At 69.3% G+C, this 25078-nt stretch carries 21 protein-coding genes and 1 tRNA gene; 15 read left to right on the top strand and 7 right to left on the bottom strand.

Annotated elements, in window-relative coordinates:
* The first annotated feature begins 113 nt into the window (after window positions 1–113).
* The 11 genes from ACQE3C_RS13600 to ACQE3C_RS13550 all read left to right on the top strand — a co-directional run bounded on the left by ACQE3C_RS13600 (window position 114) and on the right by ACQE3C_RS13550 (window position 8205).
* Window positions 114–1106, top strand: a complete 993-nt coding sequence (locus ACQE3C_RS13600) for an IS481 family transposase (RefSeq protein WP_434537931.1) — start codon at window positions 114–116, stop codon at window positions 1104–1106.
* A 124-nt stretch (window positions 1107–1230) separates the two neighbouring features.
* Window positions 1231–1860: an ArsR family transcriptional regulator gene (locus ACQE3C_RS13595; protein ID WP_434539687.1), complete on the top strand. Its 630-nt coding sequence runs from the start codon at window positions 1231–1233 to the stop codon at window positions 1858–1860.
* Window positions 1847–2458 (top strand): arsenate reductase ArsC, encoded by a 612-nt coding sequence (locus ACQE3C_RS13590; protein WP_434539686.1) that lies wholly within the window; start codon window positions 1847–1849, stop codon window positions 2456–2458. Before ACQE3C_RS13595 ends, ACQE3C_RS13590 begins: the two co-directional genes overlap by 14 nt.
* A 41-nt stretch (window positions 2459–2499) precedes the next feature.
* On the top strand, window positions 2500–2949 hold the full coding sequence (locus tag ACQE3C_RS13585) for an arsenate reductase ArsC (RefSeq protein ID WP_434539685.1): 450 nt from the start codon (window positions 2500–2502) through the stop codon (window positions 2947–2949).
* A 114-nt stretch (window positions 2950–3063) separates the two neighbouring features.
* Window positions 3064–4344: a phosphopyruvate hydratase gene (gene eno / locus ACQE3C_RS13580; protein ID WP_434539684.1), complete on the top strand. Its 1281-nt coding sequence runs from the start codon at window positions 3064–3066 to the stop codon at window positions 4342–4344.
* Between the two features lie 87 nt (window positions 4345–4431).
* The gene (locus tag ACQE3C_RS13575) at window positions 4432–5133 is read left to right on the top strand and encodes an FtsB family cell division protein (protein WP_434539683.1); all 702 of its coding nucleotides are present in this window, start codon (window positions 4432–4434) and stop codon (window positions 5131–5133) included.
* A 10-nt stretch (window positions 5134–5143) separates the two neighbouring features.
* The gene (locus tag ACQE3C_RS13570; RefSeq protein WP_434539682.1) at window positions 5144–5677 is read left to right on the top strand and encodes a DUF501 domain-containing protein; all 534 of its coding nucleotides are present in this window, start codon (window positions 5144–5146) and stop codon (window positions 5675–5677) included.
* On the top strand, window positions 5674–6588 hold the full coding sequence (locus ACQE3C_RS13565; protein WP_434539681.1) for a Ppx/GppA phosphatase family protein: 915 nt from the start codon (window positions 5674–5676) through the stop codon (window positions 6586–6588). The genes ACQE3C_RS13570 and ACQE3C_RS13565 overlap by 4 nt, the downstream gene beginning before the upstream one ends.
* Before the next feature lie 26 nt (window positions 6589–6614).
* Window positions 6615–6688: transfer RNA gene (locus ACQE3C_RS13560), tRNA-Leu, on the top strand.
* A gap of 55 nt (window positions 6689–6743) precedes the next feature.
* A complete protein-coding gene (locus tag ACQE3C_RS13555; protein ID WP_434539680.1) occupies window positions 6744–7232 on the top strand; it encodes a winged helix-turn-helix transcriptional regulator in 489 nt (162 codons plus the stop codon).
* Between the two features lie 106 nt (window positions 7233–7338).
* Entirely contained in the window at window positions 7339–8205 is an 867-nt protein-coding gene (locus ACQE3C_RS13550; RefSeq protein WP_434539679.1) for a Bax inhibitor-1/YccA family protein, read from the top strand.
* Window positions 8206–8277: 72 nt separating this feature from the next.
* Here ACQE3C_RS13550 and ACQE3C_RS13545 read toward each other — a convergent pair whose 3' ends face one another.
* Window positions 8278–8907 (bottom strand): NUDIX hydrolase, encoded by a 630-nt coding sequence (locus ACQE3C_RS13545; protein ID WP_434539689.1) that lies wholly within the window; start codon window positions 8905–8907, stop codon window positions 8278–8280.
* Window positions 8908–9194: 287 nt separating this feature from the next.
* Between ACQE3C_RS13545 and ypfJ the strand changes: the two genes are divergently transcribed.
* Complete coding sequence (ypfJ, locus tag ACQE3C_RS13540; protein WP_434539678.1) at window positions 9195–10049, top strand: KPN_02809 family neutral zinc metallopeptidase; 855 nt, start codon at window positions 9195–9197, stop codon at window positions 10047–10049.
* Between the two features lie 20 nt (window positions 10050–10069).
* On the opposite strand, the gene ACQE3C_RS13535 is transcribed toward ypfJ, so the two are convergent.
* Window positions 10070–11062, bottom strand: a complete 993-nt coding sequence (locus ACQE3C_RS13535; protein ID WP_434539677.1) for a hypothetical protein — start codon at window positions 11060–11062, stop codon at window positions 10070–10072.
* A 324-nt stretch (window positions 11063–11386) separates the two neighbouring features.
* On the opposite strand from ACQE3C_RS13535, the gene ACQE3C_RS13530 reads away from it, so the two are divergent.
* Window positions 11387–12133, top strand: coding sequence for a PIG-L family deacetylase (locus ACQE3C_RS13530; RefSeq protein ID WP_434539676.1), 747 nt, complete (start codon window positions 11387–11389; stop codon window positions 12131–12133).
* Here the strand turns inward: ACQE3C_RS13530 and ACQE3C_RS13525 are convergent.
* Genes ACQE3C_RS13525 through ACQE3C_RS13515 form a run of 3 tightly spaced genes read right to left on the bottom strand, consistent with a single transcriptional unit; the run spans window position 12130 to window position 18364 of the window.
* Window positions 12130–13137: a dihydroorotate dehydrogenase-like protein gene (locus tag ACQE3C_RS13525; protein ID WP_434539675.1), complete on the bottom strand. Its 1008-nt coding sequence runs from the start codon at window positions 13135–13137 to the stop codon at window positions 12130–12132. The two genes, ACQE3C_RS13530 and ACQE3C_RS13525, sit on opposite strands and share 4 nt — an antisense overlap.
* On the bottom strand, window positions 13134–16736 hold the full coding sequence (nifJ, locus tag ACQE3C_RS13520; protein ID WP_434539674.1) for a pyruvate:ferredoxin (flavodoxin) oxidoreductase: 3603 nt from the start codon (window positions 16734–16736) through the stop codon (window positions 13134–13136). Before nifJ ends, ACQE3C_RS13525 begins: the two co-directional genes overlap by 4 nt.
* The gene (locus tag ACQE3C_RS13515) at window positions 16733–18364 is read right to left on the bottom strand and encodes an NAD(P)-binding protein (RefSeq protein ID WP_434539673.1); all 1632 of its coding nucleotides are present in this window, start codon (window positions 18362–18364) and stop codon (window positions 16733–16735) included. Before ACQE3C_RS13515 ends, nifJ begins: the two co-directional genes overlap by 4 nt.
* A gap of 103 nt (window positions 18365–18467) precedes the next feature.
* Between ACQE3C_RS13515 and ACQE3C_RS13510 the strand changes: the two genes are divergently transcribed.
* The gene (locus tag ACQE3C_RS13510; RefSeq protein ID WP_434539672.1) at window positions 18468–19745 is read left to right on the top strand and encodes a glycosyl hydrolase family 28-related protein; all 1278 of its coding nucleotides are present in this window, start codon (window positions 18468–18470) and stop codon (window positions 19743–19745) included.
* 40 nt (window positions 19746–19785) lie between these two features.
* Window positions 19786–20976, top strand: coding sequence for a glycosyltransferase (locus ACQE3C_RS13505; RefSeq protein ID WP_434539671.1), 1191 nt, complete (start codon window positions 19786–19788; stop codon window positions 20974–20976).
* A gap of 30 nt (window positions 20977–21006) precedes the next feature.
* Here ACQE3C_RS13505 and ACQE3C_RS13500 read toward each other — a convergent pair whose 3' ends face one another.
* Window positions 21007–22119 (bottom strand): ATP-binding protein, encoded by a 1113-nt coding sequence (locus ACQE3C_RS13500; protein WP_434539670.1) that lies wholly within the window; start codon window positions 22117–22119, stop codon window positions 21007–21009.
* A complete protein-coding gene (locus ACQE3C_RS13495) occupies window positions 22119–25073 on the bottom strand; it encodes a DUF4132 domain-containing protein (protein ID WP_434539669.1) in 2955 nt (984 codons plus the stop codon). The genes ACQE3C_RS13500 and ACQE3C_RS13495 overlap by 1 nt, the downstream gene beginning before the upstream one ends.
* Between the last annotated feature and the right edge of the window lie 5 nt (window positions 25074–25078).

The following is a 25078-nucleotide window of genomic DNA, read 5'->3' as shown; positions in this document are numbered from 1 at the left end:
CCTAGGTGTTGCGGGTCATGAGGTTGATTGCACGCGCCGGGACGTGAGAGGGGGCGGGTCCTCGGCAGGATGGGAGTTGCGAGACAACCATCGGAACGAGGAGCCCGCCCTTGATTCACCACCGTAATGCCGCGCTGACCTTTGAAGCACGTCGACGCCTGGTCATCCGGTGCCAACACCGCCCGATCGCCCACGTCGCCGCCGAGGCCGGAGTGTCGAGGGCCTGTCTGTCGAAATGGGTCAACCGTCACCGCCTCCACGGCGAGGAAGGCCTGCTGGATCGTTCCAGCCGACCCCACAGTTCACCGACCCAGACCCCACCGCAGGTGGTGGAGTTGATCGAGCAACTACGCCGCGACCACAAGTGGTCGGCCCGGCTGATCACCGCCGAACTGCACGAGCGTGGGCACCGGACCAGCGTCGCCACCGTCGCACGCTGGCTGACCCGGCTGGGACTCAACCATCGCCGCTGGCTCGACGTCGAGGGAGAACCGACCCGTGCGCCGGCACGGATCATCGCCCGCTACCCCGGCCACATGGTCCACGTCGACGTGAAGAAGGTCGGCGCGCTGCGAGAGGGCGGCGGCTGGCGGGCCCATGGCCGCGGATCGAACCAGGACAAGGCGAAACACCGCACCCGGGTCGGCTACCGCTACCTCCACTCCGCCGTGGACGGATACTCCCGGCTCGCCTACACCGAGTCCCTGACCGACGAGCGGGCCACCACCGTGCTCGGGTTCATCAACCGGGCCAGGGCCTGGTTCGCCGCGCACGGGATCACCCGCGTCACCCGCGTGGTCACCGACAACGGCAACCCCTACAGGGCAGCGATCGTCGAACGCTCGCTGCGGGGCTGGGCACGCCAACACCAGTTCATCCGCGCCTACACACCTCGCCACAACGGGAAAGTTGAGCGCTACAACCGGATCCTGGCCGAAGAAGTGCTCTACGCCCGGCCCTACAACTGCGAGGACCAACGCACCCGGGCAATACAGATCTGGAACATCCACTACAACTACCATCGACCCCACACCGCCTGCCGAGACCAACCCCCAGCCACCCGAACCCCGGCACGCGTCACCAACGTCATGCGCTCCAACACCTAGGCGGTTTGTCGCCCTTTCTTCGTGGACATCGGGTGCCTCAATGGTGTTGAATTGCCTCAATGACGATTGAGGTGAATTCGTGAACGTTCTTCAGGTGCACCGAGCTCTGGCAGACCCTGGCCGATTGGCACTGGCCCAGGGTCTGCTGTCGCGAGACCTGTCGGCCAGTGAGATTGCTGCGATGTTCGACTGGTCCACACCCCTGGTGGCGCACCACGTGAAGGTGCTTGTCGAGAGCGGAATTGCGGTGCGCATCCGCAGTGAGCACGATGCCCGCCGCGCCTATGTGGTGCTGCGCCACGACGACCAGGGTGTGGTCGACATGGTGACTCTTGGTCTGGATCCCCATGAGGGTCCTCAGCGAGTGGCTTTCATTTGTACCCAGAACTCGGCCCGATCCAAGCTCGCCGCTGCCTGGTGGCGGTGTGTGAGCGACGTCCCGGCCATCGATGCGGGAACGTCCCCCGCCGCGCGCCCAGCGGCCGGAGCTCGGGCGATCGCCGAACACGAGGGAATCGTCCTCGACCCCGAGATGCGGCACGTCGAGGATGTCCTGCTGCCCGGTGACCTGGTCGTGGCGGTCTGCGACCACGTTCACGAAACCCTGCCGGCCAATGCCGAGCGACTGCACTGGTCAATCCCTGATCCGGTCGCCGCGGGTCGCCGCCAAGCCTTTGAGGAAGTCAGCAGCGAGGTCCGCCGCCGGGTTGACCAGCTCCATCGCATGAAAGGTAGCTCCCATGGTCATCGTTGACCCCTACGACCAGCTCGTCACCGACCTCACCTACACCTATGAGGGCATCTTCACCGTCGATGAGGTGCAGCGCACCGTCGATGAGGCCCACGCGCTGCTGGCATCGCGCGCCAAGATCGCGAAGTTCCTGCCGGTCCTGGTGGCCCGTCACGCCCGTGAACAACTGATGGCCAGTGCCCAGGCCGGGGGACGCATCGCCAAGAAGGTGCCCGAGTTGCTGTTCGTCTGCGTGCACAATGCCGGGCGCAGCCAGATGGCCGCCGCCCTGGCCGAACACCTGTCGGCCCGTCGCGTGCATGTCCGCTCGGCTGGCTCCCAACCCAGCGGCGAACTCAATCCCATCGTGGTCGAGGCGCTGCAGGAGCGTGGCGTGGCGCTGACGGTGGCCTATCCCAAGCCGCTGAGCGACAGTGTGCTGCGTGCCGCAGACGTGATCATCACCATGGGCTGTGGCGACTCGTGCCCCTACTTCCCCGGCAAGCGCTATGAAGACTGGCAGGTGCGCGATCCGGCCGGCCAGCCAATCGAGGTGGTGCGTGAGATCCGTGACGAGATCCAGGCTCGGGTCACCACCCTGCTTCGCGAAATCCTGACCTGAGTACTCCACCCACCGCTCCACTTCACCACTAGGAATCTGTCGTGACTGAAACCCCGGAAACCCCCGAAATCGCTGAAACCGCTGCACGCCACTCGGTGCTCTATGTCTGCGTGCACAACGCCGGACGTTCACAGATGGCTGCCGCCTACACCCATCACCTGTCCGGGGGTGCCGTCGAGGTGCGCTCGGCCGGTTCGGCCCCGGCCGACTCGATCAACCCGGCTGCCCGCGAGGCGATGCTCGAAGAAGGCATCGACATCTCGGCCGAGCAGCCCAAGGTGCTGACCACCGATGCCGTCATCGCTTCCGACGTCGTGATCACGATGGGATGCGGCGACACCTGCCCGTACTACCCCGGGAAGCGTTACGAGGACTGGGTGCTGGACGACCCCGCCGGGCAGGGTGTCGAGGCGGTACGACCTATCCGCGACGAGATCAAGACCCGCGTCCTGGCCATGCTCGCCGAGTGGGAGATCGAACCAGTTCGCTGAGCAGATGCCCACGGCCGGACCAACCACATGAACGTTGAGGCCTGCTCGTTCGAGGGTGGCATCTGCCCGGTAGAGTTGGCCTCGACAACACAGTCTGAGAAAGGTTGAACCCGAATGGCAACCATCGATTTCATCGCTGCCCGCCAGATCCTGGACTCCCGCGGCAACCCGACCGTCGAGGTCGAGGTCCTGCTCGAGGACGGCGCCGAAGGTCGCGCCGCTGTTCCCTCCGGCGCATCGACCGGCGCCTTCGAGGCCGTCGAACTGCGTGACGGCGACAAGGCCCACTGGGGCGGCAAGGGCGTCAGCAAGGCCGTCGAGAACGTCGAGACCATCGCTGACGAGGTGCTCGGCTTCGACGCCAGCGAGCAGCGCCTGCTCGACCAGGCCCTGATCGAGCTGGACGGCACCGACAACAAGGCCAAGCTGGGCGCCAACGCCATCCTCGGCGTCTCCCTGGCCGTCGCGCACGCCGCTGCCGACTCGTCCGGCCTGCCCCTGTACCGCTACATCGGTGGCCCGACCGCCAACGTCCTGCCCGTGCCGATGATGAACATCCTCAACGGCGGCTCCCACGCCGACAGCAATGTCGACATCCAGGAGTTCATGATCGCCCCGATCGGCGCCGAGAGCTTCGCCGAGGCCGTCGAGATCGGCGCCGGTGTCTACCACGCGCTGAAGAAGGTGCTCAAGGACAAGGGCCTCAACACCGGCCTGGGCGACGAGGGTGGCTTCGCCCCCAACCTCGAGTCGAACCGCGCTGCGCTCGACCTGATCGTCGAGGCCATCAAGGCCGCCGGCTACGAGCCCGGCACCCAGGTCGCCCTGGCCCTCGACGTGGCCGCCACCGAGTTCTACAACGAGGACGGCACCTACACCTTCGAGGGTGGCGCCAAGACCTCCGACGAGATGATCGCCTACTACACCGAGCTGGTCGACGCCTACCCGATGGTCTCCATCGAGGACCCGCTGAACGAGGAGGACTGGGAGGGCTGGTCGAAGATGGCCGCCGCCCTGGGCGACCGCGTCCAGCTGGTCGGTGACGACCTGTTCGTCACCAACGTCACCCGCCTGCAGCGCGGCATCGACGAGAAGGCCGCCAACGCCCTGCTGGTCAAGGTGAACCAGATCGGTTCGCTCACCGAGACCATCGACGCGGTCAACCTGGCCCACCGCAACGGCTTCGCCTCCATGATGAGCCACCGTTCCGGCGAGACCGAGGACACCACCATCGCCGACCTCGCCGTGGCCCTGGGCTGCGGCCAGATCAAGTCGGGCGCCCCCGCGCGCACCGACCGCGTGGCCAAGTACAACCAGCTGCTGCGCATCGAGCAGGATCTGGACGACGCCGCCACCTACGCCGGGGCTTCCGCCTTCCCGCGGTTCAAGGCCTGATCCCAGGCCCCCGGTTCCACCGGCTGATCGGCCCCGTCCCCGCGTGGGGGCGGGGCCGACGCTTGTCCCATCGGCCACACTGGACTGGTGAGTCCCCAAGGCAGCAGTCGCAAGTCCGGATCAGGCCGCTCGGCCTCGCGTCGGCAGGGCGACACCCCCCGTGCGCGCGCCGCCTCCCGGGCATCCGAGCGCGCCACGCGGGCCCGCGCCGCCGACACCTCATCACCCCGGACGAAGCCGGCTCCCGCGTCGTCCGCCTCGGGTGCGGCCGCTGGCGCCGCTGCCCAGGCCGGTCGCCGGGGCAGGGGACTGGCGATCACCCGCCGGGCGGTCGCCGTGGTGGTGGTGCTGTTCGTGCTGCTGTTCAGCTACCTGAACAGCCTGCGCGTCTACTTCCGCCAGCAGCAGGGGATCGCCGCCGCCCAGGTCGAGATCGCCGAACGGGAACAGGCCATCGCCACCCTCGAGGACGAGAAGGCTCGCTGGGCCGACCCGAACTACGTCAAGGCGCAGGCCCGCAGCCGCCTCGGCTGGGTCATGCCGGGTGAGATCGGCTACAAGGTGATCGGCCCAGACGGCAAACCCCTGGGTGCCGGCACCGAACTCGACCACGAGTCGGACCTGCCCTCTGACGAGCACCGGGTCTGGTGGGAACGCATGATCGGCTCCATCAAGACCGCCGACGACCCGATCCCCACCGAAGAGAACCCGACCACCCAGCCGACCGGCGAGACCACCGTGAAGGTCTCCACCCCCGCACCGAGCCCGAGCCCCACCCCCACCCGCTGAATGAACTGACATGAGCGAGCACACACTGACCGGGTTGACCCCGATGACCGAGCAGGACGAAGCCGTGGTGGCCGAACAGTTGGGGCGCGAACCGCGCGGCGTCGCGGGCATCGCCTGGCGCTGCCGCTGCGGTCGTCCGGGGGTGGTCGCGACGGCCCCGAGGTTGCCGCAGGGCACCCCCTTCCCGACCACGTACTACCTGACCAACCCACGAATCACGGCTGCGGTCTCGACGCTCGAGGCGAGCGGGCTGATGGCCGAGATGTCGGCCCGGCTGGTCACCGATGACGACCTGGCTGCGCGCTACCGCGCCGCCCACGAGTCCTACCTGGCCGACCGGGCCACGCTGGGTGAGGTGCCTGAGATCGAGGGGATCAGCGCCGGCGGCATGCCGACCCGGGTGAAGTGCCTGCACGTGCTGGTCGGCCACGCGCTGGCCAAGGGCCCCGGGGTCAACCCGCTCGGGGACGAAGCCGTTGACCTGCTCGCCGACCTGTGGCGCAGGCCCTGTTCCGACGACTGTGATGCGGAGAACATGCGATGAGGCTCGCTGCCATTGACTGCGGCACCAACTCGATCCGACTGCTGGTGGTCGATGCCCGACCCGACGGCCGGCTGGAAGAGGAGGCCCGCCGCACCACCATGGTCCGGCTCGGCCAGGGGGTGGATGCCACCGGCGAGTTCCACCCCGACGCGTTGGCGCGCACCTTCGCTGCCTGCGACGACTACGCCGCCCTGATCGACGAGGTCGGCGGGGTCGACCGGCTCCGGTTCGTCGCCACCTCGGCGGCCCGCGATGCCGCCAACTCCGGGGTGTTCTTCCAGGGCGTGCACGAGCGCTTCGGGGTCATGCCCGACATCATCGCGGGCGCCGAAGAGGCGCGACTCAGCTTCACCGGCGCCAGCGCCGGCATCGAGGACCCCGATGACCCCGTGCTGGTCATCGACATCGGTGGCGGTTCGACCGAACTGGTCCGCGGCTCCGAGGGTCACATCGAGGTTGCCGAGAGCCTCGACATCGGGGCGGTGCGGCTGCGGGAACGCCTGCTGCACGACGACCCGCCGACCGCCGAGCAGGTCGCGGCCGCCCGCGAACAGGTCGGTGTCCTGCTCGACGCCAGCGAGGTGCCGCTCGACGGGGTGGGCACCTTCATCGGTGTCGCCGGGACCATCACCACCATGGGCGCGGTCACCCTCGGCCTGCCCGCCTACGACCGCTCGCAGGTGCACCGGGCGGTGATCACCCCCGAGGTCGTCCACGAGACCGCCACCGACTGGCTCAGCCGGACGATCGAGTCGCTGCGCACGATTCCCTCGATGCACCCCCAGCGCGCCGAGATCATCTGCGCCGGCGCCCTGATCCTCGACGAGATCACCGCCCGGGTGCAGCGCCCGCTGGTGGTCAGCGAGTCCGACATCCTGGACGGCATCGCCCTCGACCTGCTCAGCAGGTGAACGCGCGTCCCTAGACTGCGGTCACGGCCCTCGTAGCCCAACTGGTAGAGGCAGGCGGCTTAAACCCGCCCCAGTACGGGTTCGAACCCCGTCGGGGGCACGCTGGACCTCTTGCGGTGCTGGGTAGCCTTGGGCAAGTCAGGCAGGGAGGTCGGATGAGGGCGGACTGGTCACAGCAGCGGTGCTCCATGGCCCGCGGCATCGACGCGATCGGGGACCCGTGGGTGCTGCTGATCCTGCGTGAGTCGCTGTCGGGTGTGCGTCGGTTCGACGACCTGCGCGAGAAGCTGGGGATCGCTGACAACATCCTGGCTGACCGCCTCAAGCGGATGGTGCAGGCCGGCCTGCTCGCCAAACAGCCCTACCAGGACGGCCGGCGTACGCGGCACGCCTACCACCCGACCGAGGCTGCCCGCGACGCCCTGCCGGTGCTGCACGCCTTCTCGGTCTGGTCGACCAAGCATGCGCCCACAGCGAACGGGGTCGAGCAGCACGTGGTGATCGTGTGTCGGTCGTGCGGTGCGGAGAGCGCCACGGGGGAGTCCTGCAGTTCCTGCGGTGAACGGCTGACGACGGCGACCACCGCCTGGGTCAAGCCGTCCTCACCCGACCGCGTCCCGGTGCCGCTGGCCGCCGACGACTGAGCGCGCCGATTGGGACTTGTCAGAACGCTGGATACACTGGGCAATGTCCCTCGTGACCGTCCCTACGGCCGAGGCCGTAGTCCACAGGCCACCAGAGAGGTTCCACATGGGAAACCCCATTCTTGATCGCAGCGACGTTTTCAGCCGCCAGGCCCCGGCCGGCCAGCAGTTCGGGTACCAGCAGGGATACGCCCCGGCAGGCTTCCAGCCCCAGGGCTACCAGCAGCAGGGTTACGGCCAGCAGGGCTACCCCCAGCAGGGCTTCCAGCAGCCCTACGGCTACCAGCCCGAGCCCCAGAAGGGGCTGATGACCTTCGACGACGTGATCGCGAAGACCGCCATCAGCCTGGGCATCGTGGCCGCCACCGCGGCCGCTGCCTGGATCCTGGTCCCCGATGCACTGCTGATCCCCGCGCTGATCCTGTCGGCCGTCGTCGGCTTCATCACCGTGCTCATCGTCGCCTTCAAGAAGGTGGTGAACCCGGCCCTGGTGCTGACCTACGCCGTCTTCGAGGGTGTCTTCATCGGCATGTTCAGCAAGCTGTTCGAGACGCTCTACCCGGGCATCGTCACCCAGGCGGTGATCGCCACGTTCGCGACAGCGGGCGTGACCCTGGCCGCCTACCGGTTCTTCAACATCAAGGTGACCCCGAAGTTCCGCCGCATCGTCACCTTGGCCACCCTCGGTTTCGCCGCGGCCATGCTGATCAACTTCGTGGCAGTGCTGTTCGGTGTCGACACCGGCCTGCGCACCATCGGCGGCGGCATGAGCCTGGTCGCCCTGGGCGTCGCCCTGCTGGGTGCCGTGCTGGCCGTGATGAACCTGATCACCGACTTCGACGCCGTCGAGCGCGGCGTGGCCAACCGGGCCGACGCCAAGCAGAGCTGGGTCGCCGCCCTGGGCATCACCGTCACCATGGTGTGGCTCTACACCGAGATCCTGCGCATCCTGAGCTACTTCCGCAGCAACTGATCGCAGCGCACGACAATCACAGGCCGGCGGCCGGGAGAAATCCCGGCCGCCGGTTTGCTGTTCTCGTCCGGGTCAGTTTGCCGGCACGACGGTGGCGTACTTGTCGAGGATCGAGCGTGACCCCGAGGTCCACGGCAGCGAACGCCAGTGCCACAGCGGCACCCATTCGGCGCGTTCGGTGGTGCCGTCCACATCGAGGACGACCGGCTCGGTCGGCGAGATGCAGGTCGCCGAGTAGAAGATCCGCAGGGCGTGGAAGTCCTCCAGCACCCCGTTCGGGGCCCGGCCCACCCAGTGGTCGGACTGCAGGTCCAGCAGGCGGTTGATCCGCACGTGCTGCCCGGCCTCCTCCAGCACCTCCCGGACGACCGCGTCAGCCGGCGCCTCCTCGGCGTCCAACCCGCCACCGGGCAACTGCCACAACCCGGGCACCGCCGTCCGGTCGGAACACTCGGTGCCCAGCACCCCGCGCACCGAGCGCACCACCGCATAGGCGGCGATCCGCTGGTTCAGCACCGGCACCTCACCGGGACGGATCACCAGGCTCGGGTCGGCGCCTCGCTGCTTCACCCGCGGCGGGCGCATCCGCGACGTGCGCGGGGCAACCCGTGCGGTCAACACCACCTCACCGTGCACCAACTGGGCGCTGAGCAGGCCCTGGATCACCCAGCCCGCCCGCCACAACGCCAACTTCGGGTGCAGTCCGTGCCCAACCGCCACCCTGACGAGTTCCTGTGAACCCGGGGAGGCGACGCCGACGATCTGCATCACGTACCAACTCACTTGCTCTTGGGTCGGCTCGGCAACGAGACCCCGACCGCGTGGACAGTACGGGGTCGCCAAGGCCACCCCGCGGGGCGGGTCGCTGCCGAACTCGTCGTCCGGCACGCCACGAACCCCAATCACCTTCCACCGTATCGCTGTCTCGCGTCCCCTACAGTGATGCTCAGGAGCCCAGCGGGCTCCCAGGCATGTGAAGGGGCAGTCTCATGGACTTCAAGTCGGACGCACAGATCAACACCGGGTCGGTCACCAGCGGCGGTGGTGGTCGCGGCGGTGGCCTGGCCATCGGCGGCATCGGCGGGGTGATCATGGTGGTCCTGGCGCTGCTGCTCGGGCTCAACCCCGGTGACCTGCTCGGCAGCACCGGCCAGAACAACGACCCCGGCGTGGTGAAGAGCGAGTGCCGCACCGGCGCCGACGTGCAGCGCAACCCCGACTGCCGCTGGCCCGCCTACATGACCTCGATGGAGGAGTACTGGTCGCAGGCCCTCAACGGCTTCCAGGCGCCCACCATGGTCACCTTCTCGGGTGGGGTGAACACCGCCTGCGGCCAGGCCAGCTCACAGGTCGGCCCGTTCTACTGCCCCGGCGACAACAAGATCTATGTCGACACCAACTTCATCGGCCAACTGCTGCAGCAGCTGGGCACCGAAACCTCCTATGCCGCCGAGGCCTACATCGTCGGCCACGAGTACGGCCACCACATCCAGAACCTGACCGGGGTGCTGGCCCGCAGCCAGGACGGCCGCAGCGGGCCGATGTCGAATGCGGTCCGGGTCGAGCTGCAGGCCGACTGCTACGCCGGCGTGTGGTTCAAGTGGACCTCGAACAACGACAACGACATCATCGACAACATCACCCAGGACGACCTGAACCGCATCGTCGACGCGGCCCGTGCCGTGGGTGACGACCACATCCAGCAGCAGTCCGGCGGCGGGGTGCGTCCCGACGGCTGGACCCACGGCTCGTCCCAGATGCGCAAGTTCTGGGTGACCAAGGGCTTCCAGACCGGTGACCCCAACCAGTGCGACACCTTCAGCACCGACGAACTGGGGCAGTGACCGAACGGGGGCAGTGAGGCTCAGACCTCCGAGGTGATGTCGCGGCCCTGCATGTCGGTGACCATGGTGCGCCCGTCCAGGGTGAACCTGATCGTCGGCAGCGGACGACCGTCGCGCCGGTCGATCACCCAGGTCACCACCGCGTCACGGGGGGCCTGCCACTTTGCGGGCAGGGTGCGCATGGTCTCCAGCAGCATCGCCAGGTTCACCTCCGAGGGGCCGAACGCGCCGAGGTTGCTGGCATCAGCCAGTGACGTGCGGAAGGCCGGCACCCGGCGCTGACGAGTGATCCGCAGCGTGTTCTCGGGTTCGTGCGGGTCGACCGATTCGGCATAGACCGACTCGCGGGTCAACGCGATGACGGTGAGCTGGGTGCGCCCGGCGATCGCATCGTCGAGTGCTTCGCGCAGGCCCCAGTCCGTCAGGAAGTCCAGGTGGTTGACCAGTGAGGCATCGGGGCGGAAGAACACCGGCACCGACTCGGGGCGGGTGGTGACCACCATCATCACCGAGCCGGGCGTCTGCTCGACGATCTGCAACTCCTGGGAGGCGTTGCTGCCCGACATGTCGGCGGCCTGCGCGAACAGGGCACCCACGTCGTCAAAGTCGAAGTCGGCAGGGTCGAAGCTGCTCTGCTCGATGTACTCGATGTCTGACTCCACCTCGTTGACCTGGCCCTGCGACCAGCGCCACGCGCGGGGCTGCCGCTCGTCCAGCGCAGACAAAGTGGCCTGGGTGGTGGTGATGTCGATCTTGACCACCGGCAGGTTCGCGGTGGCCTGCAGCTGTTGGACGGCCTTGCGGGCCTCACCCGGCTCGGTCAGCGCCGGCCACACGGTCGGGGTCGGGCTGCTGGGGGTGGGGGCCGGGGACGAGGGGATCGTGGGGGAGGGGGTGAGCTTGGGGAGCGTGGGGGTGGGGCTGGGCGTGCCGCCCTGGCCGGGGTCGCGTTGGCAGGAGGCCAGTGCGGCCACGGACAGGCCACTCAGCAGAGCTCGGCGGGAGAGGTGCACCGAGCCAGTTTACGCAGCACGCGGACCAGCGCGGATCCGACTGTGGGCCCCTGCCGGGTCCGACCATCGGTCGGGAGTCGCAAAAATCCATTGCCGAGCCGCGCCGGGGTGCCTACGGTGGAGGCACACAAGGAAGGGGGTGGTCCGAACCATGAACGACAGTAATCGGGCATGTGAGGTGGTCTGCCGCTAGGCGGAATCCACACAGATCACCGGGAACCCGCAGCGCCTGCCCTTGCCCGCGCAGGCACGCCCCAGCGAATCGCTGGCGCGGCTGCGGGTTCCTTTGTGTTCCTGCGTCCCCGGGTTTGCAAGGATGGGCGCATGTTGATCGCCGACTTCCAACGGGTGCTGTTCGTGCATGCCCACCCGGACGACGAGACCCTGGCCACGGGCGCGTTGATCGCGCAGCTCACCGCCGACGGGGTGCAGGTCGACCTGGTCACCTGCACCCGCGGTGAGCGCGGCGAACTGGTGCCCGGTGTGCTGCCCGGCCCGGTCACCCCGCAGGAACTGTCCCGGATCCGTGAGGGTGAGCTGGCCACCGCCGTCGCCCACCTGGGCATCGAGCAGCACGCCTTCCTGGGCACCCCACCGGCCAGCCGCGACGGGCAGGCGCGCACCTACGAGGACTCCGGCATGGAATGGGTGCGGCCCGGGCTCGCCGGGCCGGCTGCCGACGCCTCCCCGGCGGCCTTCTCGGTGCAGCCGGTCGACGACCTGGTGGCCGACCTGAGTGCCTTGGTGGCGGCGACCGAGCCGCAGGCCGTGCTGGGCTATGACGCCGGCGGCGGCTACGGCCACCCCGACCACGTCCGGGCCCATGAGGTGGCCCGGCTCACCGCCGAGCGGGCGGGACTGCCCTTCCTGGAGTTCGTCGGCTGGCTCGACCCCGAGGCCGAGACCGACGCCGACAGCTTCGAGTGGCAGGACTACCCCGAGCACCTGCCGGCGCTGCTGGCCGCCCATGATGCCCACCGCACCCAGTTCACCCGCGACGCTGACCTGATTACCCACGTCGGCGGCCAGCAGCACCCCCTGGTGACCCGGGTCGGCCTGCGCCGGGGCTAGCCGTAGCGGCGCTTGGCGCCCTCCAGGGCCGCGACGTAGCCGGCCCGTTCGTAGTCGGTGGTCGAGGCGTCCTCGGGGACGGCCAACATGCCGCGGGCCTGCTCGAGGCTGAGACCGGTCCGTTCCAGCCAGGCGCTGAGTCCGTCGACCAGGGTGCGGGCATGGTCGCGGCCGTGGCGCACCAGCGACGAGGTGGTCATCACCACGTCCGCCCCGGCCAGCAGGTACTTCACGACGTCCCCGGCGTCCTCGACGCCGCTGGTGGCGGCCAGTGAGGCCCGCACCCGGTGGTGCAGCACCGCGATCCAAGTCCGCGGCAACCGGGCCTCGGCGGCGCTCGACAGTTCGACCCCCGGCATGACCTGCAGCCGGTCCAGCTCGATGTCGGGCTGCAGGAACCGGTTGAACAGCACCAACCCGTCGGCGCCGGCCTCGTCCAGTCGCCGGCACAGGTTGCCCACCGAGCTGAAGTAGGGGCTCAGCTTGACCGCCACCGGGATCGACACCGTCTGTTTCACCGAGGCGAGGATGTCCAGGTGGCGCTGTTCCACCTCGGCGCCGGTCATGGTCAGGTCACCGGGCACGAAGTAGATGTTCAGCTCCAGCGCCGAGGCGCCGGCCTCCTGCATCCGCCGGGCCGTGCTCGTCCAGTCGCCGGTGGTCGACCCGTTCAGGCTCGCCACCAGCGGGATGTCGATCGCCGCGGCGGCCGATTCGAGCAGCTTCAGGTAGCGGTCGGTCGCCGCCGACTCGGTGACGGCGGCGTCGGGGAAGTAGCTCAGCGACTCGGGGTGGGAGTCCTCGAAGTCCTCCAGCAGGGCGAGCGTGGCCTCCTGTTCGCGGCGGATCTGCTCCTCGAACAGGGAGAACATCACCACCGCCCCCAGCCCGGTGTCGGCCAGCGCCTTGATGCCGTCGACCGTCTGGGACAGGGGACCTGCAGAGGCCACCACCGGGCAGCGCAGGTCGAGCCCGAGGTAGCGCGTGGTCAGCGGGGCGTTCATGGGTTCACCTTGTCGAGACGGGCGTCCAGGGCGAACGCCGAGGCGGGTTGGGTGGCCAGGTTCTCGTACTCGCGCCAGCGCCGGTCGACCTGCCGCTGGGCCAGCGCGAACAGCCGGTCGGCCTCTTCGGGGTTGGTGCGCTGCAGCATCCGGAACCGCAGTTCCCGGGAGTGGTACTCGGCCAGCGTCAGCCGCGGCCGCGGCGAGTCGAGCATGAACGGGTTGCCGCCCTGGGCCCGGATGACCGGGTTGTAGCGCATCAGCGGCCAGTGCCCGGAGTTCGCGGCCTTGTACTGCTGGTCGAGCCCCTGGCGGTTGTCGATGCCGTGGGCGATGCAGTGGCTGTAGGCCAGGATCAGGCTCGGCCCGTCATAGGCCTCGGCCTCACGGAACGCGTCCAGGGTCTGTTGCGGGTCGGCGCCCATCGCCACCCGCGCCACGTAGACGCTGCCGTAGCTGACCGCCTGCATGGCCAGGTCCTTCTTGATGGTCTGCTTGCCGCCGGTGGCGAACTTCGCCACCGCCCCCAGCGGGGTCGACTTGGACGACTGGCCGCCGGTGTTGGAGTAGACCTCGGTGTCCAGCACCAGGATGTTGATGTTGCGCCCGGTCGAGAGCACATGGTCCAACCCGGCCGAGCCGATGTCGTAGGCCCAGCCGTCGCCGCCGACGATCCACACCGAGCGGCGCAACAGGTGGTCGGCCACCGACAGCAGGTCGTCGACCAGGGGGCCGTCCAGCTGCTGCAGCCGGTCGACCAGTTCGCGAACCCGGTCGGCCTGGGCCAGCAGTTCCGATTCACGTTCCTGGGGCGCGTCGAGGATCTCGTTGACCAGTTCATTGTCGGCGATGACCTCACGCAGCTGTTCCAGTCGGGTGCGGGCGAGCCGGGTGTGCTGGTCGGCGGCCAGCCGCAGGCCCAACCCGAACTCGGCGTTGTCCTCGAACAGGGAGTTCGACCAGGCCGGGCCGCGGCCCTCGGCGTTGGTCGTCCACGGGGTGGTCGGCAGGTTGCCGCCGTAGATGGACGAGCAGCCGGTGGCGTTGGCGACGGTGGTGCGGTCACCGAACAGCTGGGTCAGCAGCTTCAGGTACGGGGTCTCACCGCACCCCGCGCAGGCACCCGAGAACTCGAACAGCGGCTCCAGGAACTGGGTGCCGCGCACCGTGCCGAAGTCGACCCGACGCTTGTCATTGACCGGCAACTGCTCGAAGAAGGCGACATTGGCCTTCTCGGTCTCACGCTCGAGCACCGGCGCCAGGTTGATGGCCTTGCGCTGCGGCTGGCCGATCGGGCGCACCGGGCAGGCTTCCACGCACAGGGCGCAGCCGGTGCAGTCCTCGGCGTAGACCTGCAGGGTGTAGGCCGAGTTCGGCAACCCGGCCGCGGTCAGCGGCGCCGACAGGAACCCCTCGGGGGCGGTCGAGAGCAGCGACTCGTCGTAGTGCTTGGCGCGGATCACCGAGTGCGGGCAGACGAAGGCACAGTTGCCGCACTGGATGCAGGCCTGCGGGTCCCAGACGGCGATCTCGTCGGAGATGTTGCGCTTCTCGTACTGGGTGGTGCCGCTGGGGTAGGTGCCGTCGATGGGCAGCGCCGAGACCGGCAGGTCGTCGCCGCGGCCCGACAGCATCGGGGCGGTGACCTCGCGGACGAAGGTGGGTGCGTCCAGCGGCACCGGCGCGATCAGGTCACGCCTGCTGGTCACCCGGCCGGGCACCTCGACCCGGTGCAGGTGCGAAACGGCCATGTCGACGGTGGTGTGGTTCTTGGCCACCACCTCCATCGACTTGCGCGCATAGGTCTTGGTAATCGCATCCTTCTGCGCGGCGATCGCGACCTCCTTGGGCAGCACCCCCGAGATCGCGAAGAAGCAGGTCTGCAGCACCGTGTTCGTCCGCCCGGCGAGCCCGGCATCGCGGGCGACGGTGTTGGCGTCGACGACGTACAGGTCGATGTCGAGGTCGATGACCCGGCGCTGCATCGGGGCCGGCAACCGGTCCCAGGTCTCCTCGGCCGGGTAGGGGCTGTTCACCAGCAGCGTGGTGCCCTGCCGGGCGAACTCGAGCACGTCGACCCGCTCCAGGATGCTCCAGTGGTGGCAGCCGATGAACCCGGCCTGGTTGACCAGGTAGGGCGCGCGGATCGGGTTGGGGCCGAACCTCAGGTGCGAGACGGTTCGGGAACCCGACTTCTTGGAGTCGTAGACGAAGTAGCCCTGGGCGTGGAACTTCTCATCGGACCCGAGGATCTTGATGGTGTTCTTGTTGGCGCCGACGGTGCCGTCGGAACCCAGGCCGTAGAAGACGGCACGCAGGGTCTGCGGGTCCTCCAGGTCGAGGTCGCGGGGGTAGTCGATCGACAGGTGCGAGACGTCGTCGGTGATGCCGACGGTGAACCGCGGCTTGGGGGTGGGCCGGGCCAGTTCGTCGAAGATGCCGACCACCATGCCGGGGGTGAACTCCTTCGACGAGAGGCCGTAGCGCCCGCCCACGACCTGGGGCATGCTGGCCCGTCGTCCGGTGGTGCTGGCCTCACCCAGGGCAGCGACCACGTCGAGGAACAGCGGTTCACCGCCCGAGCCGGGTTCCTTGGTGCGGTCGAGTACCGCCAGCACCCGGGTGGACTCGGGGATCGCGGCCAGCAGCTGCTCGGTGGGCAGCGGGCGGTACAGCCGCAGGTGGACCATGCCCACCTTCGCCTGCGGGTCGCGTTCGTTGATGGCGTTGACGGCCATGGCGACCGTCTCGGCACCCGAACCCATCACCACGACCACCCGCTCGGCCCCAGTGTGACCGACGTAGTCGACCAGATGGTAGCGCCGGCCGGTGAGCTCGGCGAACTCGTCCATCACCTCGGCGACCACGCCGGGGGTCCGGGCGTACATCGGGTTGACCGTCTCACGGGACTGGAAGTAGGTGTCCGGGTTCTGCGCGGTGCCGCGGATGAACGGGTTGGCCGGGCTCAGTGCGCGGGCGCGGTGCTCCCGGACGAGGTCGTCGGGCACCAGGCTGCGCAGGTCGTCGTCGCTGAGCAGTTCGACGGTGTTCAGTTCGTGGCTGGTGCGGAACCCGTCGAAGAAGTGCAGGAAGGGGATGCGGGTGCGCAGGGTGGCGGCATGGGAGATCGCCGCGAAGTCGTGCGCCTCCTGCACCGAGGACGACGACAGCAGCGCGAACCCGGTCTGGCGCACCGCCATCACGTCCTGGTGGTCACCGAAGATCGACAGGCCCTGCGCGGCCAGCGACCGGGCGGCCACGTGGAAGACCGTCGAGGTGAGTTCACCGGCGATCTTGTACATGTTCGGGATCATCAACAACAACCCCTGCGAGGCGGTGAAGGTGGTGCTCAGCGCACCACCCTGCAGCGCACCGTGCATGGCGCCGGCGGCACCGCCCTCGGACTGCATCTCGATCACCCCGGGCACCTGGCCCCAGATGTTGGTGCGCTGCCCGGCCTGCCATTCGTCGGCGAGTTCGGCCATCGTCGAGCTCGGGGTGATCGGGTAGATCGAGCACAGTTCACTGAGCCGGTAGGCGACGTCGACGGCGGCCTCGTTGCCGTCGATGATGGTCTGGCGACGTTCGCTGCTGGTCATGCCTGGCCCTCCGGGATCATCTCGATGGCGTGCACGGGGCATTGGTCGAAGCAGGTCGCGCAGCCGGTGCACTTCTCGTAGTCGAACCGGTAGCGGTGGCCCTTGCCGAGTTTGATGATGGCGTCCTCGGGGCAGGAGCCCAGGCAGCCGTCGCACTCGAAGCAGTTGCCGCACGACAGGCATCGTCCGGCCTCGAAGTGGGCCTCCTCGGGGGTGAGACCGGCGACGACCTCACCGAAGTCGCTGCGCTCGTCCAGCGCCCGTTCGGGGTGCTGGCGGCGGGCATGGTCGCCGAAGTACCAGGGGTTCATCATGTCGAAGTCGACGATGGGGTGCTTCGGCGGACGACTGCCGTCGGCGCGGTTGAGCCACGCGTCGATCTGGCGGGCGGCGGTCTTGCCGTGCCCGACGCCGATGGTGACGGTGCGGTCGCTGGGCACCGCGTCGCCGCCGGCGAAGATGCCGGGCACGTCGGTCATCAGCGACTGCGGGTCGACCTGGACCACGTCGTCGTCGAAGCTCAGCCCCGGGATGTCGTGCAGGAACCGGGTGTCGGCGCGCTGCCCCAACGCCAGGATCACGGTGTCGGCCTCGAGGGTCTCGTAGCGCCCGGTGCCGACGGCGCGGCCCTCCTCGTCGAGTTCCATCACCTCGATCTGCACGGCATGGTCCTCGACCGACGAGATGGTGCGCAGCCAGTTCATGGTGACGCCCTCACGTTCGGCTTCCTCCCGCTCGTCGGCGTGGGCCGGCATCTGGTCGCTGGTGCGCCGGTAGACGACCACCGACTCCTCGGCGCCGAGCCGGCGGGCCACGCGGGCGGCGTCCATGGCGGTGTTGCCGCCGCCGTAGACGGCGACCCGGCGCCCGATCAGCGGACGTTCACCGCTGGCGACGTCACGCAGGAAGCTGACCGCCTCGACGATGCGGGTGGCATCGGCGGCCGGGATGTCGACCCGCTTGGACAGGTGGGCGCCGACCGCCACGAACACGGCATCGAAGCCACCCTCGTCGCGTTCGGCGTTGAGGTCGGTCACGGTGTGGTTCTGGGTGAAGGTGACGCCCAGGTCGACCAGCCGATTGATCTCCGCATCGAGCACGTTTCGGGGCAGCCGGTACTCGGGGATGCCGTAGCGCATCATGCCGCCGGGTTCGTCGGAGGAGTCGCGGACCTCCACGTCGTGGCCGAGCCGGGCCAGGTGGTAGGCGGCCGACAGCCCCGAGGGGCCCGACCCGATCACCAGCACCTTGTAGCCGGTGTTGTTGCGCGGCTTGGAGAACTGCCAGCCCTGCTCGATGGCGACGTCACCCAGGTAGCGCTCCACCGAGTGGATCGAGACCGGGTCGTCGAGCTCCTTGCGGTTACAGGCGGTCTCGCAGGGGTGGTAGCAGACCCGCCCGTGGATCGCGGGGAAGGGGTTGTCCTTGACCAGTTGGCGCCACGCCTGTTCGGCCTGACCGGCCTTGATCAGCCGCAACCATTCCTGGATGTTCTCACCGGCCGGGCAGCCGGCGTTGCAGGGGGGCAGCAGGTCGACATAGATCGGCATGCGGGTGCGCACCGGCCCCACGCGGGCGAATGTGCGCTCCAGGTTCGGCAGCGGTGTCAGGTCGTTGTGCTGGCTCATCCCGAGGCCCCTTCCGGCCATCTCCGTCGATGACCACTACCACGGATAGTAGTAAGCCGGTTTCGGCGCCCGACCCAGGGGGTGGGGTGTGCCATGCTGGGGCGTGCTTGCTGACCAGAACGCTGCTGACCGCGACCGCAACGACCCCGCCGAACCACCCGTGCCGCTGGTGGTTTCCGTCCGTGACTGCGGTGCCCGCGGCGACGGGGTCCGCGACGACGCCGATGCCATCGAGGCCGCCGCGGCGCTGGCCGGGGCCGGTGGGCACGTGTTCTTCCCCAAGGGGGTCTACCAGGTCGGACGAGGACTGACCCTGCCCGCCAACCAGACCTGGTCGGGCCCGACCATGAACATGGATTCCAACGGGCCGCGCACCATCATCCGCGGCACCGGGGAGGGGCCGGTGATCACCTGCCAGGCCGGCACCCTGCAGTCGCTCCGCATCGAGGGCCCCGGTGCCCGGGTGGCGGGCAGCGTGGGCCTCTACGTGCGGGCCAGTTCTTTCACGCTGCGTGATGTGTCGGTGCGTGACGTGGAAACCGGGGTCTCGCTGCTGCAGGTCTGGTACGGGCACCTGGACCGGTTGGCCTGCTACCGGGTCATCACCGGGGTGCGCATCGAGTACAGCTACAACGTGGTGCTCGCCAACGTGCGGGTCGCCGCCGACGATGGCCACGGCACCCCCGGGACGGCGGTCGAACTGGTCGACCGGTCGATGGTGACCCTGCTCGGGGGTGCGATCGAGGCCTACCGGGTCGGTGTCGTGGTGCCCGACGGCGCGTCGCTGGCCTGCTTCGGCACCTACTTCGAGACCAAGCTGGGTGCCGAGGCGGTGGGCATCAAGCAGACCGGGGGAGCACGGTCGAACGTGGTCGCCTCCGGCTGCCAGGTCTACCTGACCCACCACCACGCCTGGATCGACGCCTCCGAGGCAGGCGCCGGCGAGACGGTGACCGCCACCGGGAACAAGTTCAAGGGCGGGGTGGCCGGGGTGACCAGCCACGCCTACTACTGGGGTGGTGACACCGCGGTGCGGATGACCATGGCCGGCGACTCGTGGGCCGATGTCGTGGGCAGCGGCCCGGTCTACGCCCCGGACGAGCCGCTGCCGCCGGGCTCACTGTTGGCGCCGCCGCACCGCCCCGGCGCCGGTGGGGTGGTCGGGCAGCCGGCGGTGCAGGTCAGCAGCAATGTGGTGCTCACCGGCCAGCACATGCTGGCCACCGGCTCGGGCCGCACCCGGCCGGCGACCACCGACATGCCCATCGGGGCGATGTTCTTCGACCAGGGCCTGAAGCGACCCGTCTGGTGGGACGGCACCACCTGGCGCGACGCCGAGGGGCACGCCTCACCCCCACGCCAGCACGGGCTCAGCCACTGACCCGGCGGGAACAATCGCGGCGCGGGTAGGGTGTGCGTTCATGAAGATCACGGTGGTGTCCATGCACACCTCGCCATGGACCCAGCTCGGGTCCGGGGACGGCGGCGGCATGAACGTGGTGGTGCGGCACACATCCGAAGAGCTGGCCGCGCTGGGCCACCAGGTGCAGGTGGTCACCCGCCGCACCGACCCCGACACCCCCGAGCACCAGCAGATGGCGCCCGGTGTCGACCTGGTCACCCTGACCGCCGGCCCGCAGGCCCACCTGGCGAAGTCACGCATCGACGAGCACATCGATGAGTTCCGCACCGGCCTGGCCGGCCTGGCGCCCGGTGACATCGTCCACTCACACCACTGGATGAGCGGGGTGGCCGCGATGCCGGTGGCCGAGCAGTGGGGGGTGCCGCATGTGATGAGCTTCCACTCCATCGCCGCCCCCCAGCTGCACGTCGACCTCGGCCTGGGTGAACCGCCCGAGTCGGGCCGGCGGGTGCCCGGGGAACTGCTCTGCGCCCGGGGCAGCGACCGCATCGTGGCCGTCAGCCACGCCGAGGCCCGCACCGTGGTGGAACGCTTCGGCATCGACGCCGGCCGGGTCACCGTGGTCGCTCCCGGGGTCGACCACGACCTGTTCCGTCCGCTGGCCCCCGGGGAACCCACCCTCGAGCGGCGCGGGGCCGACGACGATTTCCTGCTGTTCGCCGCGCGGCTGCAGCCCCTGAAGGGCGCCGACCTGGTGGTCGAGGCCCTCGGCCACCTCGAGCCCGCGCATCGACCCCGGCTGGTCATCGCCGGTGAGGTGTCGGAGGACTTCGCCGACTACCAGGGCGTCATCGACGAGATCATCGCCCGCCACGACCTGGCCGAGTGGGTCAGCTACGCCGGCGCCCGGCCCCGCGACGGGTTCGCCGCGCTCGTCCGGGAGGCATCGCTGATGGTGATCCCGAGCCACTCGGAAACCTTCGGCCTGGTCGCCCTGGAATCAGCCGCGTCCGGGGTGCCGGTGGTCGCCTCGGCCGCCGGGGGACTGGTCGAGTCGGTCGCCGAGGGACGATCGGGTCGGCTGGTGGCCCGGCGTGACCCCGAGCTGTGGGCCGCCACCATCACCGACCTGCTCACCGACCGCGAGGCGCTGACCGCACTGGGCCGTTCGGCCCACGAGTGGAGCCTCGACTTCAGCTGGGCGGAATCTGCCCGGCGCCTCGAGCAGGTGCTCACCGACCTGCTCTGAGGCGCCGCCGCGTTCGGGGTCCCAGCGGTCTCAGTCGAGCAGGTGCTTGTGGGCGTAGAGCTGCTGCCACAGGCCCTTTCGTTCCTTCACCTGGCGCTCGAAGTAGGCCCGCAGCCGGGACTTGTCCTCGGGTTCGTCCTTCAAGGCCGACCCGACCAGGGCCGAGGCAATTTCGGCGCCACCCGGCGTCCCGTCACCGAACCAGGCCGACTGCATCGCGGCGGCGATCCCGGTCTGCACCGCCTCCGCGGTCGACATGGCCGTCGACAACCGTTCGACGCCACCCTCACCGGCTCGTCCGGTGCGCAGTTCACGGAAGACGGTCACCAGCAGTTCGGTGACATCGGGCCGCAGCCGGGCCGGCACGGAGGCCGCCTCCAGCGCCGCGTTCGCCTCCCGTTCCACCAGCGCCATCTCGACGGCCAGGTCGGGGATCGCCCCGATGGTCTCGAAGTTGAACCGTCGCTTCAACGCCGCCGACATCTCGTTGACGCCACGGTCGCGGGTGTTGGCGGTGGCGATCACCGTGAACCCCCGCGCGGCGAAGACCGCGCGGTGGTCGTCGTCGAGTTCGGGCACCTGCAGCACCCGGTCGGACAGGATCGACAGCAGCGAGTCCTGCACCTCGGCGGGGCAGCGGGTGATCTCTTCGAAGCGGACGACCTTGCCCTGCTTCATTCCCCGGTACACCGGGGCCGGCACCAGCGCCCGCGGGGTCGGGCCCTCGGCCAGCAGCAGGGCGTAGTTCCACGAGTACTTGATGGCGTCCTCGGTGGTGGCCGCCGAACCCTGCACCGTCAGGCTGGTGTCGCCGCTGACTGCTGCGGCCAGCAGTTCCGAGAGCAGCGACTTGGCGGTGCCCGGTTCACCGATCAGCATCAGGCCGCGGTTGGTCGCCAGCGACACCACGCAGCGTTCGACCAGGTCACGACGCCCCACGTACTTCTCGCTGATCGGGCCACCGTCACCGAGCACGAACTCGACCACTGAGGGGGCCGACAGCTGCCAGCCCTCCGGGGCGGTGCGGCCCAGCTGCTGGTCGCGTTGCTTCAGCACCGCCAGCTCCTCGGCCCACCGCACCTCGGCGGGGGGCCGCTGGATCTGCTGCTCGGGCGCTGCGGCGCCCCGTTTCGCGGCGGCCATCAGCCGGCGATCATCTGCAGGGTGGCGATGACCTCGTTGACCAGCGCCTTGGGGGCACGGTTCCACGGCACCTTGACGAAGTTGTCGTCGCGCCAGCCGTCACCGTAGCCCAGGTCCTGGGCATCCCTGATGCCGTCGAGCAGGTACACCGACTCGATGGCCTGGTCCTCCTGTTCGTTCATCGGGCCCATCCACATGCCCGAGTACATGATGACCGCGGTCAGGTCGGCCGACTCGAACTGCAGTGCGTGCAGCACGTAGACCCCGTTGTCGAGGGCTGATCCGCGCTGCCAGCCGTACTTCGTGAATGCCCCGAACAGCTTGCCGGCGGGGAACTCACCCTGGGGGATGTCCAACAGGTTGACCTCGTCGCCCTGGTCGGCGGGCAGTGAGTAGACCGGACGATCCAGCTGCTGGAAGGGGGCGACCAGCTCGTAGTCGGCCAGCACATCGGCCCACTGGGAGATCTGTTCCGGCGCCAGGTCGACCGGGTGGACGATGCCGAGCTGCTGGTCATCGCTGATCTCGACGGGCTCGTCGTCGGGGTCGACCGGGGAGCCGTCCTCGTCGAAACGCACCGTCGCCAGCAGCTGCTGGTCGTTGTCGTAGATGCCCCAGACCAGCGCCGACAACAGGCCCCGCAGCAGCGGTTGGCGGGCGATGAACTGCTGGTGCTCGGCGAAGCTCCAGCGGCGCCCGCTCATCATCGCCTTCTCGAAGCGCGCCGACTGGGTCTTGGCGAGCCCGGTCAGGGTCTTCTTGAGGATCTTGAACTCCTCACGGGCGGCGTTGGCCGCCTCGGCATCGTCCGACTTCAGCACGTTCGGCAGCGTCGTCTTCGGCTTGCCGGTCGGACGTCCCTCGACCAGGTCACGCACGATCACCTTGGCCTCGGGGGTGAGGTTCACCAGGAACTGGCGCGACCCGTAGTCGAAGGTGCGGGTGCCGCGCTCGTCGAGCCCACCGTCGGGCACCACGCGGTCCTCCAACTGTTCGCGGGTGAACCCCCGCGACTCGGCGATCTCGCTCATGGCCTCGTTGGCGCGCTTCTTCAGGGCCGCGAACTTCACCTTCGCGGCGATCCCCGAGATGGACTGCAGTGCGGTGTCGGTGCCGACATTGCGCAGGGCATCCAGCCCGGTGACGGCCCGTTTGTGCTGGCTCATGCCGGGCCACTCACGCACCATCGGGGTCAGGGCGTGGACGAATCGGTCACCGCCCAGCAGGCCGGCGCCGGTCATCAGCCAGTTGTTCTTGGACGGCGCGGCATTGGCCATCCACAGGTTCAGCAGGGCGACGGCGAAGCGGTCGCGGCTGGTCGGGTCGGCGTGCTCACGCACTGCGGTGACCAGCGGGTGGTCCACGTCCCCGCTCGCCAGGGCGGCCAGCAGCAGTTCCACCTGCTCGGGGGCCAGGATGGCGTCGCCGACCAGCAGGGGCGGCAGGGCCGAGGCCGACAGGTAGGCCGGCAGCGTGCCCCGCGTCGGGGCTTCGGTCCGGGCGGCCGCCTCGGCCCACCACGGGGTCTGGTCGTCGAGCCGGGGCAGGTCGGCCTCGGCCAGGATCGCCTCGACCTGGCCACGGACCCCGCCGCCGGTCTGGTCGAGCGCTGCGCGCAGCTGCTCGACGGCCAGTTCACGCAGGAACGGTGCCACCGCTTCGGCTCGCGCCGAGTTCAACGAGGCCCCCAGCAGCAGCGCCGGGTGCTCCTTCAACCAGGCGCTGGCCGCCGCCGCACCCTTGGTGGTCAGGGCGTCGGCAAACAGCGCCACCGCCCCGGGGCCGGTCAGCGCGTAGCCGGCGGCCACCAGCATCTCCTCGGCCACGTCCTTGGCCTGTTCGTCCAGTGAGTCGATCAGCAGCCCGAAGCCTGCCACGCCCGTGCTCACCAGCCAGGGCACCACCTGGTCGGGACGCATCAGTCGGGCGCCGGTGTGCTTGGCCACCGCCACCCGTTCGGCGGCGGTGGGCATCAGCATGCACAGTTCGATGGTGCTGTGGTACATCGTGCCGAAGGCACCGCGCGGCACCTCCCGCAGCGCGGCGGCGATCTGGTCGGAGTGGCTCTCCAGAGCAGCGGCTCGGAAGTAGTCGTCCTGGTCTGCCAGGTTCCAGCCACCCCAACTCTGCTGGGTGACCAATGGGGTCGGCAGAATGGCCGGCAGCATCGCCCTGGCCGCCTCCATCGCCTCGGGCGCCTGGTGGGCCCACAGTGGGCGCAGCGACAGCAGCCGCAGCCGGCCGCTGCCCTTCACCAGCTCGGCGGCCGAAGCCGTGGCATCAGCCTCGATGGCCGCCGGGAACCAGGCCGGGTCCAGGATGGACTGTGGGCGGCGGCTGTTCGACTTGGCTGTCAGTTCGGCATCAGCGGCGTCGAGGAACTCCTGCCAGAACAGTGCCCGCTCGGGGCTGGGGTGGGTGGTGAACAGCGGCTCGGTGAACTGCCAGCGGTGGGTGGGGCGGTAGGAGTTCTTGTCGTAGACGCGGTGCTGGGCGACCCGGGCTGCGCGTTCGGTCTCGGCCTCGGCGTCGAAGGGATCGGTCTCCAGCTCGATGCTGACCGGGGTGGACAGGTCCCACGCCTGCTCGTAGGGGGTGACCCACAGGCCCAGGTCGTCGCCGTCACCGGACACCTCGATGGGTTCGACGGGGGCCGGGGCGGCCGCCGGGGCGGGGGCTGCCTTCTTGGCCGGGGCAGCCTTCGGTGCCGTGGGCTCGACCGGGGTCAGGGCCGCGTCGTCGGCGCCCGCCTCGTCGGTGTAACCCTTCTTGACCTTGGCGGCCACCTGCTTGTGCGCGTCCTCCAGCGCCTTCTCGGCCGAGGGGTAGCTCTTGGTCTTCGTGGTGCCGGCGGTGCCTCGCCTGCCGTAGCTGACGGTGATCTGGTCGCCCTCGGCGTCGATGTACCAGAACTTGTCCGAGGTGCCCTCAGTCAGGGACAGGCGTCGTTTCATGGTGG

The organism is Aestuariimicrobium sp. Y1814, from assembly GCF_050113895.1.
Taxonomy (GTDB): domain Bacteria; phylum Actinomycetota; class Actinomycetes; order Propionibacteriales; family Propionibacteriaceae; genus Aestuariimicrobium.
The sequence above is the reverse complement of the archived record's forward strand: the minus strand, read 5'-3'. Positions and strand labels throughout refer to the sequence as shown.